Origin of the sequence: Sphingomonas sp. YR710 (assembly GCF_900101455.1) — a bacterium.
Taxonomy (GTDB): domain Bacteria; phylum Pseudomonadota; class Alphaproteobacteria; order Sphingomonadales; family Sphingomonadaceae; genus Rhizorhabdus.
The window spans coordinates 70,347-88,666 of sequence record NZ_FMZJ01000008.1 but is presented as its reverse complement, the minus strand read 5'-3'; the positions used below and the strand labels follow the sequence as shown (position 1 = coordinate 88,666).

At 63.4% G+C, this 18,320-nt stretch carries 17 protein-coding genes; 13 read left to right on the top strand and 4 right to left on the bottom strand.

Features of this window, described 5'->3' with window-relative positions:
- Positions 1-27 precede the first annotated feature (27 nt).
- Together BLS13_RS11220 and BLS13_RS11215 are read right to left on the bottom strand one after the other, a co-directional pair.
- Entirely contained in the window at positions 28-933 is a 906-nt protein-coding gene (locus tag BLS13_RS11220; RefSeq protein WP_093452146.1) for a glycoside hydrolase family protein, read from the bottom strand.
- Positions 934-937: 4 nt separating this feature from the next.
- Entirely contained in the window at positions 938-1,714 is a 777-nt protein-coding gene (locus BLS13_RS11215; protein WP_093452144.1) for an SDR family oxidoreductase, read from the bottom strand.
- Between the two features lie 224 nt (positions 1,715-1,938).
- Between BLS13_RS11215 and rimP the strand changes: the two genes are divergently transcribed.
- The 5 genes from rimP to rbfA all read left to right on the top strand — a co-directional run bounded on the left by rimP (position 1,939) and on the right by rbfA (position 8,141).
- Entirely contained in the window at positions 1,939-2,499 is a 561-nt protein-coding gene (gene rimP / locus BLS13_RS11210) for a ribosome maturation protein RimP (protein ID WP_093452142.1), read from the top strand.
- Positions 2,500-2,506: 7 nt separating this feature from the next.
- Positions 2,507-4,147, top strand: a complete 1,641-nt coding sequence (gene nusA, locus BLS13_RS11205) for a transcription termination factor NusA (protein ID WP_093452141.1) — start codon at positions 2,507-2,509, stop codon at positions 4,145-4,147.
- A gap of 61 nt (positions 4,148-4,208) precedes the next feature.
- Entirely contained in the window at positions 4,209-4,904 is a 696-nt protein-coding gene (locus BLS13_RS11200; protein ID WP_256325828.1) for a DUF448 domain-containing protein, read from the top strand.
- A gap of 78 nt (positions 4,905-4,982) precedes the next feature.
- The gene (gene infB / locus BLS13_RS11195) at positions 4,983-7,577 is read left to right on the top strand and encodes a translation initiation factor IF-2 (RefSeq protein ID WP_093452139.1); all 2,595 of its coding nucleotides are present in this window, start codon (positions 4,983-4,985) and stop codon (positions 7,575-7,577) included.
- A 159-nt stretch (positions 7,578-7,736) separates the two neighbouring features.
- On the top strand, positions 7,737-8,141 hold the full coding sequence (gene rbfA, locus BLS13_RS11190; RefSeq protein ID WP_093452138.1) for a 30S ribosome-binding factor RbfA: 405 nt from the start codon (positions 7,737-7,739) through the stop codon (positions 8,139-8,141).
- A 1-nt stretch (position 8,142) separates the two neighbouring features.
- Here the strand turns inward: rbfA and BLS13_RS11185 are convergent, their stop codons facing one another.
- Entirely contained in the window at positions 8,143-8,874 is a 732-nt protein-coding gene (locus BLS13_RS11185; protein WP_256325827.1) for an HPP family protein, read from the bottom strand.
- A gap of 112 nt (positions 8,875-8,986) precedes the next feature.
- On the opposite strand from BLS13_RS11185, the gene BLS13_RS11180 reads away from it, so the two are divergent.
- The 7 genes from BLS13_RS11180 to pnp all read left to right on the top strand — a co-directional run bounded on the left by BLS13_RS11180 (position 8,987) and on the right by pnp (position 15,035).
- Positions 8,987-9,586 carry a thymidine kinase gene (locus BLS13_RS11180; RefSeq protein ID WP_093452136.1) on the top strand — a complete coding sequence of 200 codons (600 nt, stop codon included), beginning with the start codon at positions 8,987-8,989 and terminating at the stop codon, positions 9,584-9,586.
- The gene (locus BLS13_RS11175) at positions 9,583-10,107 is read left to right on the top strand and encodes an HIT family protein (RefSeq protein WP_093452135.1); all 525 of its coding nucleotides are present in this window, start codon (positions 9,583-9,585) and stop codon (positions 10,105-10,107) included. The genes BLS13_RS11180 and BLS13_RS11175 overlap by 4 nt, the downstream gene beginning before the upstream one ends.
- A gap of 40 nt (positions 10,108-10,147) precedes the next feature.
- Complete coding sequence (locus BLS13_RS11170) at positions 10,148-10,510, top strand: DUF6491 family protein (RefSeq protein WP_093452133.1); 363 nt, start codon at positions 10,148-10,150, stop codon at positions 10,508-10,510.
- Between the two features lie 51 nt (positions 10,511-10,561).
- Entirely contained in the window at positions 10,562-11,245 is a 684-nt protein-coding gene (locus BLS13_RS11165; RefSeq protein WP_093452131.1) for a site-2 protease family protein, read from the top strand.
- Positions 11,245-12,243 (top strand): tRNA pseudouridine(55) synthase TruB, encoded by a 999-nt coding sequence (gene truB / locus BLS13_RS11160; RefSeq protein ID WP_093452130.1) that lies wholly within the window; start codon positions 11,245-11,247, stop codon positions 12,241-12,243. The genes BLS13_RS11165 and truB overlap by 1 nt, the downstream gene beginning before the upstream one ends.
- A 1-nt stretch (position 12,244) precedes the next feature.
- Entirely contained in the window at positions 12,245-12,514 is a 270-nt protein-coding gene (gene rpsO, locus BLS13_RS11155; protein WP_037524500.1) for a 30S ribosomal protein S15, read from the top strand.
- A 187-nt stretch (positions 12,515-12,701) separates the two neighbouring features.
- Positions 12,702-15,035: a polyribonucleotide nucleotidyltransferase gene (gene pnp / locus BLS13_RS11150; RefSeq protein ID WP_093452128.1), complete on the top strand. Its 2,334-nt coding sequence runs from the start codon at positions 12,702-12,704 to the stop codon at positions 15,033-15,035.
- 100 nt (positions 15,036-15,135) lie between these two features.
- On the opposite strand, the gene BLS13_RS11145 is transcribed toward pnp, so the two are convergent.
- Positions 15,136-16,323 carry a carbohydrate porin gene (locus tag BLS13_RS11145; RefSeq protein WP_093452127.1) on the bottom strand — a complete coding sequence of 396 codons (1,188 nt, stop codon included), beginning with the start codon at positions 16,321-16,323 and terminating at the stop codon, positions 15,136-15,138.
- A gap of 151 nt (positions 16,324-16,474) precedes the next feature.
- Here BLS13_RS11145 and BLS13_RS20870 point away from each other — a divergent pair, with 151 nt between their 5' ends.
- Entirely contained in the window at positions 16,475-18,247 is a 1,773-nt protein-coding gene (locus tag BLS13_RS20870; protein WP_093452125.1) for a methyl-accepting chemotaxis protein, read from the top strand.
- Positions 18,248-18,320: the final 73 nt, after the last annotated feature.

Genomic DNA, 18,320 nt, shown 5'->3' with positions numbered 1-18,320 from the left:
GAGCCACCTCAACGATCTGCCCGTCGATCACCCATAGCGCGTAACCGTCGCCCGGCGCAGCACGCGATCTTCGAGCGAATAATAGAGCCAGATCCCGTCCCGCTTGATGACAACAGACGCCGCGAAGGCGATATCCGTCGCCGTCCGGTCCTTTGCCGGCGGCGGCATCAGCAGCGGCTCGACGCCGCGCGCCGTCACTTTCGCATAATCGGGGGAGAACTCGATCCAGCCGATCCGCCAGCGCGCGTCGACCGTCGCGCCATTATAGAACATCACCGGGTTCTTGCCCGGCTGCTCGAGCATCGGGCCGGTCGACAGATGCCAATTGTCCCACGCGCCCTCGCGGATCGGAAAGGGATCCTCCACGACAGTCCATGGCCCTTCGAGTCCCGGCCCAACCGCCATGCCGACGCGCGAGGCATTGTCCTTCGCATATTCGTAGAACAGCCGACATTGGCCGTCCGAGCCCTTGGCTAATGTCGCCTCCTTGATATTGCCCTCCCCCTTCGGCGCTTCAAGCATCACCTTCTGCTTCTTGAGTTCGACAAGGTGCGGCCCTGCTGCGACCAGCATTGCCCCCTGCTGCCGGGCGGCATCGACGCCGGTGTAGAAGATCAGATATTCGCCGCGCTCGTTGCAGACCATCGATGGATCCTCGCAGCCGCCAGCGTCGACCGGCTCCGGCCCCGGCACGATCGACGGCTCCTTACGCATCACGAAGTTGAGGCCATCAGCAGAATCGCCGGCCCAGATCACGCCTGTCGGATCGGTCGGCCCCAACGGATTGGGAAGAACGCGCACCAGCATGCGGTGACGCGACTCGCCTTCGAGCCACACATAGGGGCTCATCAGGTCGTGCCCCGCCAGCCGGCCTTCGGGGCCAGCAATATCGAGCATCACGTCATCCAGCGCCTCGACGACAAAAGCGACCATCGGATCAGGCTCCCAATGCAACGGTGAGTGACAGGGCGCCGTCGATCGTGACGGTGGTACCGGTGATATAGTCGGCGGCCGGTGAGAGCAGGAACACCACCAGATCGGCAACTTCCTCGGGCCGCCCGGCGCGTCCCCATGGAATTGCGGCTTCTTTCGCGCGCAATTCCTGCGGATTGTCGAGCGCCGACTGGTTCATCGGCGTCAGGATCATGCCAGGCGCAACGCCATTGACCGCAATGCCCTTGGGCGCGAGTTCCAGCGCGAGCGTCGCGGTGAGCTGGGCGAGGCCGCCCTTCGCCGCGTCATAATCGGCACCGCCGGGCCGCGGCGCGCGTTCGTGGATCGAGGAGATGTTTACGATCCGGCCCCTGCCCGCGCTTGGCTGCAGCCCGCGTACCAGGCGGCGGCAGGTCAGGAAGGGACCGTAGAGATCCGATCGGACAACCCGGTCGAACTGCGCGAGGCTCATATCAGCGATCATCACATCCGTCATGTTGAGGCCCGCCGAATTGACAAGCAGCGACACGGTTCCGAAGGCTTCTTCCGCCGTCGCGAACAAGGCCTCGATCGCCGCCTCGCTGCCAACGTCGGCCTGCACTGCGATCGCACGACCGCCGCCCTGCCCGATCTCGGCGACAACCGCATCGGCGGCGGCCCTGTCGCGAAAATAGGTCAGCGCCACGGCCGCACCGGCCTTGCCCAGCGCAATGGCGGATGCCCGACCAATCCCCGACTCCCCCCCGGTCACCACGGCGACGCCGCCCTCGACCACGGCCATTCAGCGCGAGTCCGGTCGATTTGAACTCGGTGCGTAGCGCGGGATATTGAGCATTGTAACGTCTCCTTACGTTTCCGCCCAACTCGGCAACGCCTAACTGGTTGCATCTTGCCCCGCCCCGATAGTTCGCCTATATCGCCGTCATCTTCTCGACATTGGAAACACTGCCGGGGTCGGGGGCGAAAGCCTCCGGCGCGAAAACCCTTGTGCGTATTGGAAGCGGAATGGCGGATATCGCCGCACTGACGAAGCTGATCGAACCCGAAGCGGAAGCGCTCGGACTCAAGCTCGTGCGTGTTGCGTTCTTCGGCGGCAAGAGCGATCCAACGTTGCAGATCATGGCCGAGCGGCCAGATACGCGCCAGCTCGTTATCGCCGATTGCGAGGCGCTTTCGCGGCGGATTTCCGAGAAATTCGATGAGATCGATCCGATCGAGGAAGCCTATCGGCTCGAAGTCAGTTCGCCGGGCATCGACCGGCCGCTGACGCGCCCCGAAGACTGGACCGACTGGGCCGGCTTTGAAGCGCGGGTGAAGCTCGCGGCGCCACTTAATGGACGCAAGCAATTTGACGGACGGATATTGGGTCGCGATGGCGACTCGGTCCGGATCGATGTAGATAAGCTCGGTGAGGTGGCAGTACCGTTCGCGCAGATTGCGCAGGCGAAGCTCGTCCTGACCGACGCCCTCATCAAGGCCACCGCACCGCTCTCCGCCGAGGGTGTCGATAAGATTGTAGAAGACGCGCCGCGGCGCGGCGCCGGCAAGATTCAACTGGAAGGATAGACTCGTCATGGCCACCGCCATTTCCGCCAACAAGGCCGAGCTGCTCGCCATCGCCGATGCGGTGGCGCGCGAAAAGCTGATCGATCGAGAGATCGTGATCGAGGCGATGGAGGACGCGATCCAGCGCGCCGCCCGTGCCCGCTACGGCGCCGAAAACGACATCCGCGCCAAGATCGACACCAAGCAGGGCGATATGCGGCTGTGGCGCGTCGTCGAGGTGGTCGAGCAGGTCGAGGACTATTTCAAGCAGGTCTCGGTTGCCGATGCACAGAAGCTGCAGAAGGGCGCCGTCGTCGGCGACTATATCGTCGATCCGCTGCCCCCGATCGAATTCGGCCGCATCGCCGCGCAGGCCGCCAAGCAGGTGATCTTCCAGAAGGTCCGCGATGCCGAACGCGACCGCCAATATGACGAGTTCAAGGATCGCGCCGGCGAGATCATCACCGGCGTCGTCAAGCGGGTCGAGTTCGGCCATGTCGTCGTCGATCTCGGCCGCGCCGAAGGCGTGATCCGCCGCGACCAGCAGATCCCGCGCGAAGTCGTCCGCGTCGGCGATCGCGTCCGTTCGCTGATCCTCAACGTCCGCCGCGAAAATCGCGGACCGCAAATCTTCCTGAGCCGCGCGCATCCCGACTTCATGAAGAAGCTCTTCGCGCAGGAAGTGCCCGAGATTTACGACGGCATCATCGAGATCAAGGCCGCCGCCCGCGATCCGGGCAGCCGCGCCAAGATCGGTGTCATCAGCCACGACAGCTCGATCGATCCGGTCGGTGCCTGCGTCGGCATGAAGGGCAGCCGCGTCCAGGCCGTCGTGCAGGAAATGCAGGGCGAGAAAATCGATATCATCCCCTGGTCGCCCGACACCGCGACCTTCGTCGTCAACGCGCTGCAGCCGGCGCAGGTCTCCCGCGTGGTGATCGACGAGGAAGACAGCCGCATTGAAGTGGTCGTCCCCGACGATCAACTCAGCCTCGCCATCGGCCGCCGCGGCCAGAATGTCCGTCTCGCTTCGCAGCTCACCGGCTCGGCGATCGACATCCTCACCGAGGCCGATGCCAGCGAGAAGCGCCAGAAGGAATTCGTCGAACGTTCCGAACTGTTCCAGAACGAACTCGACGTCGACGAGACGCTCGCGCAGCTGCTGGTCGCCGAAGGCTTTGGCGAACTCGAAGAGGTTGCCTATGTCGAGACCAGCGAACTGGCCTCGATCGAAGGCTTTGACGAGGAACTAGCCGGCGAGTTGCAGAGCCGCGCCCAGGAGGCACTCGATCGTCGCGAAGCCGTCGCCCGCGAGGCGCGCATCGCGCTCGGCGTCGAGGATGCGCTGGCCGGGCTGCCCTATATCACCGAAGCGATGCTCGTCACGCTCGGCAAGGCCGGCATCAAGACGCTCGACGATCTCGCCGATCTGGCGACCGATGAGCTGATCCAGAAGAAGCGCCAGGAGCAGCGGCGTCGCGGCAACACCGCCGATCGTCCGCACAATGATCGCCACGAGCGCAATACCGAAGCCGACAAGGGCGGTGTCCTGGCCGAATATGGCCTGACCGAAGAGCAGGGCAACGAGATCATCATGGCCGCGCGCGCGCACTGGTTCGAAGACGAACCAGCATCCGGGGAGGTCGCTCCCGCGAATGGCGAACAATGAAACCCGCAACGGCGTAAAAGCTAAGGGCAAAAAACCCCTCCCTGCCAAGGGAGGGGTTGGGGTGGGTCAGTCCGGCCAGGGACCGGCAGATGCGTCTGCCTCTGCTGCCGGCCTAACCCACCCCCCAACTCCCTCCCTCGGGAGGGAGGGGGAGTTCCCCGAGCGCACCTGCATCCTGTCGCGCGAGCATGGCACGCGAGACGGGCTTATCCGGCTTGCGCTCGGCCCCGATGGCAATGTGCTGCCCGATCTGCGCGCGAAAGCGGGCGGCCGCGGTGCGTGGATAGCCGTCGACAGAGCGACGCTGGAAACGGCGATCGCCAAGGGCAAGCTCAAGGGCGCGCTCGCGCGGGCGTTCAAAACCGGCGACTTCGCGATTCCCGCCGATCTGCCACAGCGAATCGCCGACGGTCTGCAGCGCGCCGCGCTCGACCGGCTCGGCCTGGAGGCGCGCGCCGGCGCTCTGCTCACCGGTTCGGAAAAAATTGCCGAAGCCGCCCGTCGCGGTCAGGTCCACCTGCTGATTCACGCTGCGGATGCTGCGGAAGATGGCAATCGCAAGCTCGATCAGGCGCTTCGCGTGGGCGCCGACGAAGAGGGAAGTGGCCGGCAGGGCATGGTAATTCCCGTCGATCGCACTACATTGTCGATGGCGCTCGGGCGCGAAAATGTGGTACATATTGCTTTGACTGCGCCGGCATCCGCTGCGCGCGTCTCCGATGCGTTTAGCCGCTGGTGCGGCTTTATTGGATGTTAGAGCGTCAACGAGCCTTGCGAACCGGCTTCGCAGGGTCCATCGGCGCTCATTAAGTGAAGTGAAGGGTTCGGTTACCAGATGAGTGATAACGACAAGCCGAAACTGGGCATGCGCGCGCCGCTCGGCCTCAAGCGTACGGTCGAAACGGGCCAGGTGAAGCAGAGCTTCAGCCATGGCCGGTCCAACACCGTCGTGGTCGAGGTGAAGCGCCGTCGCATCCTGGGACGGCCCGGCGAAGCCGAGCCTCAGGTGATCGAGGAAGTCGCTCCCCCCGCAGTTGCGCCACCGGCGCCTGTCGCGGCCAGCGCCCCGCCGCAGCCTGCGCGCCCTGCGCCAGCGCCTGCGCCTGTATCACGCCCTGCGCCGGCACCAGCGCCTCTCGTTTCCCGCGGTCGCCCGAACGATCTGCTGAGCCGCCAGGAATTGCAGGCGAAGCTGCTGCGCGAGGCCGAAGAGTCCCGCATGGTCGCGCTCGAGGAAGCACGCCGTCGCGAGGAGCGTGCACGACTCGAAGCGATCGAAGAAGAAAAACGCCGCGCCGAGGAAAAGAATCGCGCCGAGAGCGAGCCTCCTGTTGATGCAGATGCCCCCGCAGCGGCAGCGGTAGCCGAACCGGCCCCCGCGGCCGCCGAAGCGGCTGCGCCGGCCGCCGAGCCCGTAGCCGAAGCCCCTGCCTCGGAAACCCGTGACGCAGTGCCCCCGCCGCGCCGGTTCACGCCCGTCATTTCGCCCAAGCGTCCCGAACCGAGCCGTCCGCAGCAGCGCGACCGCAAGGGCGACGATCGCCGGCAATCCGGCAAGCTGACCGTCACCAAGGCGCTCGACGACGACAGCGGCGCGCGCGCGCGCAGCCTCGCCGCGCTGAAGCGCGCCCGCGAAAAGGACAAACGCGCCCATCACAGCGTCGTCCAGACCAAGCAGGTCCGCGACGTCAATGTGCCCGAGACGATCACCGTCAGCGAGCTCGCCAACCGTATGGCCGAACGCGGCGCCGATCTTGTGAAGTCCTTGTTCAAGATGGGCATGCCCGTCACCGTCAACCAGACGATCGACCAGGATACCGCCGAGCTGCTCGTCACCGAATTCGGTCACAACATCCGCCGCGTCTCCGACAGCGATGTCGATCTGATCGCCGCCGACGATGTCGATCATGACGAGACCCTGCTGCCGCGTCCGCCGGTCGTTACGATCATGGGCCATGTCGATCACGGCAAGACCAGCCTGCTCGATGCGCTGCGCGGCACCGATGTCGCCAGCGGCGAAGCCGGCGGCATCACCCAGCATATCGGCGCCTATCAGGTAACGGTCGCCGACGGATCGAAGATCACCTTCCTCGATACGCCGGGGCATGAAGCGTTCAGCGAAATGCGCGCCCGCGGCGCCAATATCACCGACATCGTGGTGATCGTGGTTGCCGGTGATGACGGCCTTCGTCCGCAGACGATCGAGGCGATCGCGCATACCCGTGCGGCCGGCGTGCCGATGATCATCGCGATCAACAAGATGGATAAGCCCGGTTCGAACCCGCAAAAGGTTCGCGAGGCGCTTCTCCAGCATGACGTGCAGGTCGAAAGCATGGGCGGCGACGTTCAGGAAGTCGAAGTGTCGGCGCTGAAGAAGACCGGCCTCGAGGAACTGATCGAGAAGATCCAGCTCCAGGCCGAAATCCTCGAACTGCGCGCCAATCCCGATCGCGCCGCCGAAGGCACCGTCGTCGAAGCCAAGCTCGACAAGGGTCGCGGCCCGGTCGCGACGATCCTGGTCGGCCGCGGTACGCTGCGGGTCGGCGACATCTTCGTGGTCGGCGCCGAGAGCGGCAAAGTCCGCGCGCTCGTCAACGACAAGGGCCAGCAGGTCAAGGAAGCCGGTCCTTCGGTTCCGGTTGAGGTGCTCGGCCTGTCGGGCGTCCCCGGCGCCGGCGATCCTTTGTCGGTGGTCGAGAACGAAGCCCGCGCCCGCGAGGTCGCGGCCTATCGTGCCAGCGTGATCCAGCAGAAGCGCACCACATCCGCGCCAGCCAGCCTGGAGTCGATGTTCTCGGCGCTGCGCGAAAAGCAGGCGCAGCAATATCCGGTGGTGGTCAAGGCCGATACGCAAGGCTCGGTCGAGGCGATCGTGGGTTCGCTCAACAAGATTTCGACCGACCTCATCCAGGTCCGCATCCTACACGCGGGCGTCGGCGGCATTACCGAGAGCGACGTCACGTTGGCGGCGGCTTCGAAAGCGCCGATCATCGGCTTCAACGTGCGGGCCAATGCCAAGGCGCGCGAATTCGCCACCCGCGATCAGGTCGCGCTCAAATATTATGACGTGATCTATGATCTGCTCGACGAGATCCGCGCCGCGATGGCCGGGCAGCTCGGGCCGGAATATCTGGAGCATGTCGTCGGCCGCGCCGAGATCCGCGAAGTCTTCTCCGCCGGCAAGCATGGCAAGGCAGCTGGCCTGCTCGTGCTCGAAGGCTATATTCGTCAGAAGCTGCGCGCCCGCATCCTGCGCGACGACGTCATCATCTACAACGGCCAGATCTCCTCGCTGCGGCGCTTCAAGGACGATGTCCCCGAAGTCCGCGCCGGCCTCGAATGCGGCATCACGCTGGATTCGACGACCGACATCAAGGCGGGCGATATCGTCGAGACGTTCGAGGTCGAGGAACGCGCCCGGACTTTGTGAGCCCTATTTCTCCCCTCCCTGCAGGGAGGGGATCAAGGGGTGGGTGGCGACCGAGGCGGCTCGACGCCGCCGAGGGCGCTTGCGGCAAGCGCGGACGCTCGCTGCGCTCGCGACCCACCCCCTACCCCCTCCCTAAAGAGAGGGGATAAGGATTTTGGAATGCGTCGTAACGAATCCCCTGAAGGCAAATCGGTCCGCCTGCTTCGCGTGGGCGAACAGGTGCGCCATGCCCTGTCCGATATCCTGATGCGGGGCGAGGTCCATGACGAGACGCTGGCAACCCATATGGTCTCGGTCACCGAGGTCCGCATGTCACCGGATCTGCGCCACGCGACGGCGTTCGTGAAACCGTTGCTCGGCAGCGACGAGGAAACCGTGCTCAAGGCGCTGCGCATCAATACCGCCTACCTCCAGAAGGAAGTCGCCCGGCGGGTGAACACCAAATATGCCGCGAAACTGAAATTCCTCGCCGACGATAGTTTCGACGAGGGCAGCCATATCGACAGCCTATTGCGCGATCCGAAGGTGGCGCGCGATCTGACCGGCGACAGCGACGCCGAATAGATTATCGGCGACTGCCCGCCCGACGACGGGCGGCATGGTGCTCCGCTGCGTGCAGTAGATTTTCGAGATCCGCCGGATCGACATCAAGCGCGTCAGGATATTCCGCGATCGCGCGTTCGAGATCCTCGCGGCGGAAGTCGCCGAAGGCCGCGTGCTGCGGCTGCGGTTTGGCAACGTGCGGATAGCTGTGCCCCGAAACGCGATGAAATCCCCACGCGGCCGCAATCAATAGCACCGAATCGATACCGACCGGCACGATCGCGAAGTCATATCCGGCCGACTTAACCGCCGCCCCGCCGAACACGGCAGTGAGGGCAATCGCGCCGCCCGGCGGGTGTAGGCACCGCAACGCCGTCATCGCCGCAATTGCGCCAGCCACGGCAACGCCGGCCGCAATCATCTGATCCGGGATCATGCGCGCCGCAGCCACGCCGACTACCGCAGAGAGGATATTGCCAACCAGCGCGGCATAAGGCTGCGCGAGCGGGCTGGCCGGCACCGCGAAGAGCAGAACCGCTGCAGCCCCCATCGGCGCCACCAGCAGCGGCAAGTCCACATTGGTCCCGATCAGACTGCGCACCAGCAAGCCGGTAGCCGCAATCCCGACCAGCGCGCCGATGCACGCGAGCAGCCGATCGCGCACGCCATGGTCCGCCGGCACGGCGACCATCATCGCATGGTAGCGACTCCAGCGGAATTTGACGCGGGGTGCCTCGGGTTGTGGCCTGCTCATGCCCAGCCTTTAGCCGATCCCGCAGGCTCCACGCGACAAACATGTCCTTTACGGGAGCATAAACGCGCCGATCCTCTGGACGCCGCTGCGCGCCCATAGAATAAGAGGCGCGATGGCCAAGCTCTATTTCTATTATGCCGCGATGAACGCCGGCAAGTCGACGACGCTGCTGCAGGCGAGCTTCAACTATCGCGAGCGCGGCATGGAGACCATGTTGTTCACCGCCGCGATCGACGATCGTTATGCGAAGGGGACGATCAGTTCGCGGATCGGGCTGTCGGCGGAGGCCAGTCTGTTCGATACGAACACCGACATAAGGGCGGCGATCGAGGCCGAAAACGCGATCCGTCCGCTAAGCTGCATCCTTGTCGACGAAGCCCAGTTCCTCACCCGCGACCAGGTGTTCCAGCTCGCCGACGTATGCGACGACATGAACATTCCCGTGCTGGCTTACGGCCTGCGGACCGATTTTCGCGCCAACCTGTTTACCGGCAGCATGCACCTGCTGGCGATCGCCGATACGCTCGTCGAGCTGAAGGCGGTGTGCGTGTGCGGGCGCAAGGCGACGATGAACTTGCGGATCGATGAAGACGGCCGCGCGGTGGCGATCGGTGCGCAGACCGAAATCGGCGGCAATGATCGCTACATCGCCTTATGCCGCCGCCATTTCGTCGAGGAAATGCGCTGGACCGCCGGCAAAGTGCAGCGATGAACCGTCGCGCGGCCTTCGCGATCTCGCTCGCCCTGCTCGGCGGCTGCACCACCGCGCCCCGCGTCGTGCCGGCCGCACAGATCCAGGCGGTGCTGCCGGGACGTTATGATCCGGACAACAGCTTCGCGAAGATCATCCGCGGCGAACTGCCGGCGGCGAAGGTCTATGAAGATGATCGGGTGCTCGCCTTCATGGATTACAAGCCGGTCGAGCGCGGGCATGTGCTGGTGATCTCGAAACGATCGCAGGCGCGCAACCTGCTCGATGTGGATCTGGCCGATTTCGACCGCATCATGGCGGTCGCCCGCCGGATCGGCCAGGCGCAGATGAAGGCGCTCGGCGCCAACGGTTTCTCGATCGAGCAGAATAATGGCTATGGCCAGACCGTGCTCCACCTGCACGTCCATGTCATCCCGCGCTACAGCGGCCAACCCTGGGGCGAAAAGAGCGGTCCGCCGATGCCGATGGAGGCGCGCGAGGCGCTGGCCGCACAAATTCGCGCGGCGCTTCCGCCACGCTGAGTCAGCCTCGGTTCAGGCCCGATTCTATAAAGGAAAGGTCATGGAACGGATGCTCGCCTTTGGTACCGTGATATTGGCTTTGGCCGTCGCCGCAGCGGCCACGCCGCCGACCCCGCCGCAGGAAACCCATATCGCCTTCGCCAACCATGGCGGCATCAGCGATTGGCAGTCGGATGGCGACGAGGCGATGTATCTGCGGAGCAGCAACGGCAAATGGTATCATGCCAAATTGCTGGGCCGTTGCCTTGATCTCGATACGGCGCTGGCGGTGGGCTTCGACACGGGGCCGGTCGGCGATTTCGATAAATTTTCGAAGATCGTCGTCCATGGCCGCCCCTGCCCGATCACCAGCCTGGTGCGGAGCGATCCGCCACCGCGCAAGGTGTACAAACCCCACCATTGATCGCAGCCGCCGGCACTGGCGTCCGCGGCGGCTTGCCGGTAGAGCGCGGCGATGAACCCCGCCAACCCGATCTATGAGGCCGCGACCGCGATCATCCCGATCCTGATCGCGGTCACCTTCCACGAGGTCGCCCATGGGCTGGTGGCGAACTGGTTCGGCGATCCGACGGCCCGCCTCGCCGGCCGGCTGAGCCTCAATCCGTTTCGTCATGTCGATCCGGTGGGCACGATCCTGCTGCCTGTATCGCTCGCCATCGCCGGCGCGCCGGTCTTCGGCTGGGCGAAGCCGGTTCCGGTGCGCACCGATCGCTTGCGCAATCCGCGCTGGCACGGCGTGCTGGTCAGCGCCGCCGGACCGGCGACGAACTTCCTGATGGCGGTGATCGCCGCCGCCTTGCTCGCGATCCTGTTCCGGCTCACGCCCGGCGAACGCGGCACCGGCACGCTCTTCCTGCTGGTCAACCTCGATGTGTTCGTGACGGTCAACCTGTTCCTCGGCATGTTCAACCTGCTGCCGATCCCGCCCCTCGACGGCGGCCGGGTGATCGAGGGACTACTGCCGCCCGCCGCCGGTCGGCGCTTCAACGCCTTCGGCCGTTATGGCTTCGCGCTTCTGCTGTTCCTGCTGGTCGCGCTGCCGATGCTGATGCCGTCGGTCGATCTCATCGGCCAGATCGTGCAGCCCCCCGTCAGGATGCTCAATCGGGCGCTCTTCGATCTGTTCATGGTCCGCTGATGCACGGCTGGATCATCATCGACAAGCCGGTGGGGCCCGGATCGACGCCGATGGTGTCGGCGGTCAAGCGCGCGCTGCGGGTAGGCGGCTATGGCAAATATAAGGTCGGCCATGGCGGGACGCTCGATCCGCTCGCGTCGGGCGTGCTGCCGATCGCGATCGGCGAGGCCACCAAATTGTGCGGCCGCATGCTCGACGCCGACAAGGCCTATGATTTCACGATCAAATTCGGCGAGCAGACCGATACGCTCGACGCCGAAGGTCCGGTGATCGCGACGTCGGACGCACGGCCGACGCTGGCGGAGCTGGAAGCGGTGCTGCCGCGCTTTACCGGGCCGATCGAGCAGGTGCCGCCGGCTTATTCCGCACTCAAGATCGACGGCGAGCGGGCATATGATCGCGCGCGGGCGGGAGAGACATTCGAGATCAAGACGCGGGCGGTGGTCGTGCATTCCCTCGATATTGTTGAAAAGGAAAAAGAAGAAGGCCCTCACCCAACCCTCTCCCGCGAGCGGGAGAGGGCTTCACTGCACCTTCTCCCGCTCGCGGGAGAAGGCCGGGATGAGGGTCTTCTTCTTTCTTCCGTCACCCTCTCCGCCCGCGTATCGAAGGGCACCTATATCCGCAGTCTCGCCCGTGACATCGCGCTGGCGCTCGGCACCGTCGGCCATGTCACCATGCTCCGCCGCACCAAGGCCGGGCCGTTCACGCTCGAACCGGCAATTTCGCTGGACAAACTCGATGAACTCGCTAAGGGCCACCGGCTTGAAGCTATAACTTTGCCGCTGACGGCGGGGCTGGACGACATCCCGGCTCTTGCAGTCACCCCCGATCAGGCGAAGGCGCTCCGCGAGGGGCGCATTTTGATCGGGACCGCCGCAACCACGGGTCTTCATCTGGCGATCGACGGGGACATCCCCGTTGCGCTGGTCGAGGCCATTGATCGCGAGATCAGGGTGGTGCGCGGCTTCAACATGACGATGTCGAAGGATATTTAAGATGACGATTACCGCAGAGCGCAAAGCCGTAGTGATTTCCGAGAACGCCCGCAGCGAAGGCGATACAGGCAGCCCCGAAGTCCAGATCTCGATCCTCACCGAGCGCATCGTCAACCTGACCGAGCATTTCAAGATCCACGCGAAGGACAATCACTCGCGCCGCGGTCTGCTGATGCTGGTCAACAAGCGCCGCAGCCTTCTCGACTATCTCAAGCGCGAAGACAGCGACCGTTACGCAGCCCTCATCGCGAAGCTCGGCCTTCGCAAGTAACACCAACGGCCCCCGATCCGGGGGCCGTTTCCATTCCGGCCACGGGCAATTCGGCTCGTGGTGGATCGGCAGGCCAATAGCCTGCCACAAGCGGGCGATGTGCCCGCTGAGCGGGCCCGATGCATCAGAAAGCGCATCCGCCCGATAGGCCCCGGACGCATAGGGCGTTCGGAGAGAAGGAACGAAAATGTTCAACATAAAGAAATCCGAAATCCAGTGGGGCGATCAGACGCTGACTCTGGAAACGGGCCGCGTCGCCCGTCAGGCCGATGGCGCCGTCATGGCGACCCTGGGCGAAACCGTTGTGCTGTGCGCCGTTACGGCCGCCCGCAGCGTGAAGGAAGGGCAGGACTTCTTCCCGCTCACCGTCCACTATCAGGAAAAATATTCGGCGGCCGGCCGCATCCCCGGCGGCTTCTTCAAGCGTGAGCGCGGCGCGACCGAAAAGGAAACGCTCGTCAGCCGCCTGATCGATCGCCCGATCCGCCCGCTGTTCCCCGAAGGTTTCTACAACGAAATCAACGTCATCTGCCAGGTTCTGAGCTATGACGGCCACAACGAGCCCGATATTTTGGCGATGGTCGCCGCTTCGGCAGCCCTGACCCTGTCGGGCGTGCCCTTCATGGGCCCGATCGGCGCCGCCCGCGTCGGCTATATCGACGGCGAATATATCCTGAACCCGACCCTCGACCAGGTGAAGGCCGGCGAGCTCGAACTCGTCGTTGCCGGCACGCAGAATGCGGTGATGATGGTCGAATCCGAAGCCAAGGAGCTTTCGGAAGAAGTCATGCTCGGCGCCGTGATGTTCGCGCATCGCAATTGCCAGGCCGTGATCGGTGCGATCATCGATCTCGCCGAAAAGGCCGCCAAGGATCCGTGGGAAATGGCCCCGCAGGCCGATCTGTCCGCCGCCAAGACCAAGCTCAAGAAGCTGATCGGCAAGGACATCGACAAGGCTTATAAGCTCACCGACAAATCGGCCCGTTCGAACGCCCTCAACGAAGCCCGCGCCAAGGCGAAGGCGGCATTCGCCGACGCCGCCCCGCAGGACCAGATGGCCGCCAACAAGCTGGTCAAGAAGCTCGAAGCCGAAATCGTCCGCACCGCGATCCTCAAGGACGGCCGCCGCATCGATGGCCGCGACACCAAGACGGTTCGCCCGATCGAGGCGATGGTCCACTTCCTGCCGCGCGCCCATGGTTCGGCCCTGTTCACCCGCGGTGAGACCCAGGCGATCGTGACGACCACGCTCGGCACCAAGGATGCGGAGCAGATGATCGACGGCCTGACCGGCCTGTCCTACGAAAACTTCATGCTCCACTATAACTTCCCGCCTTACTCGGTCGGTGAAGTCGGTCGCTTCGGCGCGCCGGGCCGTCGCGAAGTCGGCCATGGCAAGCTGGCATGGCGTGCGCTGCACCCCGTGCTGCCGACCAAGGAAGAGTTCCCCTACACGATCCGCGTCCTCTCCGACATTACCGAGTCGAACGGCTCGTCGTCGATGGCGACGGTGTGCGGCGGTTCGCTGGCGATGATGGATGCGGGCGTTCCGCTGAAGCGTCCGGTATCCGGCATCGCGATGGGCCTGATCCTCGAAGGCAAGGATTTCGCCGTGATCAGCGACATCCTGGGCGACGAGGACCATCTCGGCGACATGGACTTCAAGGTGGCCGGCACGTCCGAGGGCATCACCTCGCTGCAGATGGACATCAAGATCGCGGGCATCACCGAGGAAATCATGCGGATCGCGCTGGCGCAGGCCGGCGAGGGCCGCGCGCATATCCTGGGCGAAATGTCCAAGGCGCTCGATCACACCCGTACCGAGCTCAGCGCCCATGCGCCGCGCATCGAGACGATGTCGGTGCCCAAGGACAAGATCCGTGACATCATCGGCACCGGCGGCAAGGTGATCCGCGAGATCGTTGCCACCACCGGCGCCAAGGTCGACATCGACGATGACGGCACGGTCAAGATCAGCTCGTCCGACCCGGAGAAGATCGAGGCCGCGCGCAAGTGGATCCAGGGCATCACGATGGAAGCCGAAGTCGGCAAGATCTATGATGGCAAGGTCGTCAACCTCGTCGATTTCGGCGCGTTCGTGAACTTCATGGGCGGCAAGGACGGTCTCGTCCATGTGTCCGAGATCAAGAATGAGCGCGTCGCCAAGGTCTCCGACGTCCTGAGCGAAGGCCAGGAAGTCAAGGTCAAGGTGCTTGAGATCGATCCGCGCGGCAAGGTTCGCCTGTCGATGCGCGTCGTCGATCAGGAAACCGGTGCCGAGTTGCCCGACGAACGCCCTGCACGTGAACCGCGCGAAGGCGGTGACCGCCCGCGTGGCGATCGCCCCGATCGTGGCCCACGCCGCGATGGCGAGCGTGGCCCCCGGCGTGACGGCGACCGCGATCGCGGCCCACGCCGCGACGGTGGCGATCGTCCGCCCCGCCGCGAGCGTTCTGAAGGCAGCAATGACGACGGCCCCGCGCCCGAGTTCGCCCCGGCCTTCCTGAAGCGCGAAGACTGATCTTCGGCATCACCACAAACAAGGGAAAGGGGAGCCTCGAGCTCCCCTTTTTCGTTTCCGGCTATCAGGTGGAGCCGCCGGCATGGCATGCCCCCTGCAGTCACAGCGAGAGTGTCGTCCGTAGGCCCATGACAACCAGCGAGCCCCGCCGCCGGTCGCCTCCAGGATCGAATATCCACTGAATGTCCGGCTGCAACGTAAGGCGCGACGCTACCCGATCCGATACCGTCAATTCGATCGCCCGCTCTGACTTTGCCGGGCTACCGCCGGCATCCCTCTCATTCGCGCGATAGGCCGAAGACAGGCGACCTTCGTGAATTCCTAGCGATAGAGCGCTGTCCGGATGGCCGACAATCAGCTCCCGCACAGAAATTCCAAGTTGCCATCCACCGGAATAGGGGGTCGTTCGACCATCAGACCAACCTGCTCTCCCAAATAGCGATACGTATCCGGACGAACCACTGTTCAGGATTGGTATGTCGGCAAGCAGATAGCCACCGAACGCACGGCGACGAAGGGGTTCACCATTGGGATCAAGCTGGCGAACGTCGTCCTGCCTGCGTGTATAAGCCCACGCCCCCAGCGAAATTTTAACATCGCCCTCGTGCCCAACTTCGCCGATTACAAGCGCGCCGGAATTGAAACTCACATCAACGCCGCCGGCATCGCCCACCGTTCCGGCAGCTGCATTGACCACCGCAAAATGGGTGTAATAACCATGTGCTTCAACGCGAAGCCGCACGGCAAGCGCCGTGGAGGGAAAGATCGACGGCCCGTTTGGCCCTGTAGCCGCGATTTCCGAGCCGATCCCGAATGGTGGAGCCAGCAACAAGCCCGCAGATGGCGCCGAATAAAATTCGCTGTTCAAATCGTACAGACCAAGGCGCAGACCGACATTATCGCCGAACTGCTGATTTAACCATGCCTCGAAGAGGCGCAGGCGCTGGCTCGATACTTCGATATTGTCGATACCCTGTAGCGTTCCGGCGGCATCGTTCGGCGAACCACCGTTATTGTTGAGCAGATGAATATGCGCACTCGCGCCTGTCCACCCAGCCAGACGATCCAGATCGGCGGTTCCCACCAGATCGACATTGTCGAGGCCATAAGGCTTATTACGCAGCCCCCCGGCGACAGGCGCCATGACATCGATCTTATAAGTCAGGCCAACGTCCCAGATCCGAGCTGCGGTAGCGTTCGCGGCCTTAGCCTGGGTAGAATTTGAAATATCCAACAGTGCAACCATTAAGGTGCACAGCATTCCAGTGCAGTGATTACGCTTTATCATTTCAATGTACCAGATGTAACGCCATCAGCGATTTATCAATCATCGTCATATCTGAACATTAATTACAAATTGTTAACTGAGTCACGATATTCAGCTGATATAGATATGAAATTAACCATAAGTATTTATACTTATTAGGAGCTACTTCACGATGACTTTGTCATTGAACGCAAAGGCGAAATTGACCGGCGGGCTGACGATCGCCACGATATCCCTTTGTGCCACGGTCGTTCTTTGGTCGGGCCACACCCAAGCACAATCGTTCGATCAGTTACGGGCTTCAGGGGAGCTGCTGCGCAATCATATGGACGCCGACATGATGCACGATGCAATTCGGGCCGATGTGCTGAGCGCACTCATGTCACGCGACCCTGCAACGGGCCTGTCCATGGCGGCAGCGGCCGACGATCTTCATCGCCATATCGAGCGGCTGAAGGCCGGAATTGCCGCCGATCGCGCATATCGCGGCTCTCCAGCCGTCAGTGGATCGACCGCCAAATTGGCCAAACCGATCGACGATTATGCCGCGGCAGCCGACCGGATAATACGCGTCATGCACGACCACCCTGACCAGACGACCGACGAACTCGCAAATTTCAAAAGGCAGTTCGACGCTCTGGAGACAGGGATGGAAAATGCAGGTAACATCATCGCCGAGCATGCCCGAAGCGTTGAGACGCAGGCACGATCGGAAAGGCGACTTTCGACGATCATCGTCAACGTTTCGCTCGCCGTGCTGTTGATCGAAACCCTGATCGTCATCGCCCTGATTGGCCGCCACCTGCTGCGGCCCCTTCTCGGGCTCCATCATGCCATGCAGAAGCTTTCTACAGGTATCCTCGATGTCGATGTACCCGCTGCGGATCGTAACGACGAGATAGGCCTCATGGCCGGTGCTATCAGTCGCTTCCGTACCGAATTGATCGACCGGCGACGGCTCCAGGAAGCAATGGATGGCGAAGCACGGCATGCACAGGTTCGGATGATCGACGAACTTGCCGAAGGTCTCAAAGCGCTGGCCGACGGGAATCTTTCAGGCCAGATCGGGACGCCCTTCCCATCGGAATATGAACCGCTCCGCAACAACTTCAATCACGCGTCCCGGACGCTCGGCGCCGTCCTGCAGCAGGTAGGATCCACGGTGGCACGTGTTCACTCGGGCTCGGGCGAGATTGTTTCCGCATCGAGCCACTTCGCGCAACGAACCGAAGCGCAGGCCGCGGGCATCGAACAGGCCGCCAGTTCGATGCGGACGATAACCACCTCGGTAACGCAGAGTGCCAGCGGTGCCGCGCAGGTCAACGAATCTGTCGCCGGGGCCCACGGCGATGCGATGCTGGGCGGTGAGATCGTTCGCGATGCGATCGACGCGATGGCCCGCATCGAGGAATCCGCCCGGGCGATAGGGCAGATCGTCAACGTTATCGATGCCATCTCCTTCCAGACCAATTTGTTGGCGCTCAATGCAGGCGTCGAGGCGGCGCGCGCGGGCGATGCCGGCAAGGGGTTCGCGGTGGTGGCCACCGAAGTAAGAGCGCTCGCCGAGCGCTCGCGTGAGGCGGCGCGCGAGATTGCCGATCTGATTTCGAAAAGCTCCGACCAAGTCTCGATAGGTGTCGATCTAGTTGGCCGAAGCGGCGCGGCGCTTGAACGAATTGTCGCCAAGGTCGGCGAAATACGCGATCTGGCCGGAAGCATCGCGACGTCGGCCGATGAACAGGCAAACAGTCTAGCCAACGTGAATATCGTTGTCAGCAATATCGACCAAGGTATCCAGCAAAATGCGGCGATGGCCGAGCAATCAACCGCTGCAGCGAGGTCGCTGGCGAGCGAAGCAGATGATTTGGCGGTGATGATCGCACGGTTCCGCTTCGAAAGTAACGAGAAGGAGCAGGATTACCCGATACGATCGCGCGCCGCCTGAACAGGATCGGATCGTCCAACCGATTGACTATGCCGCATTGCAGCGCCGTGATAATGATCAACGGAGCGTTCGG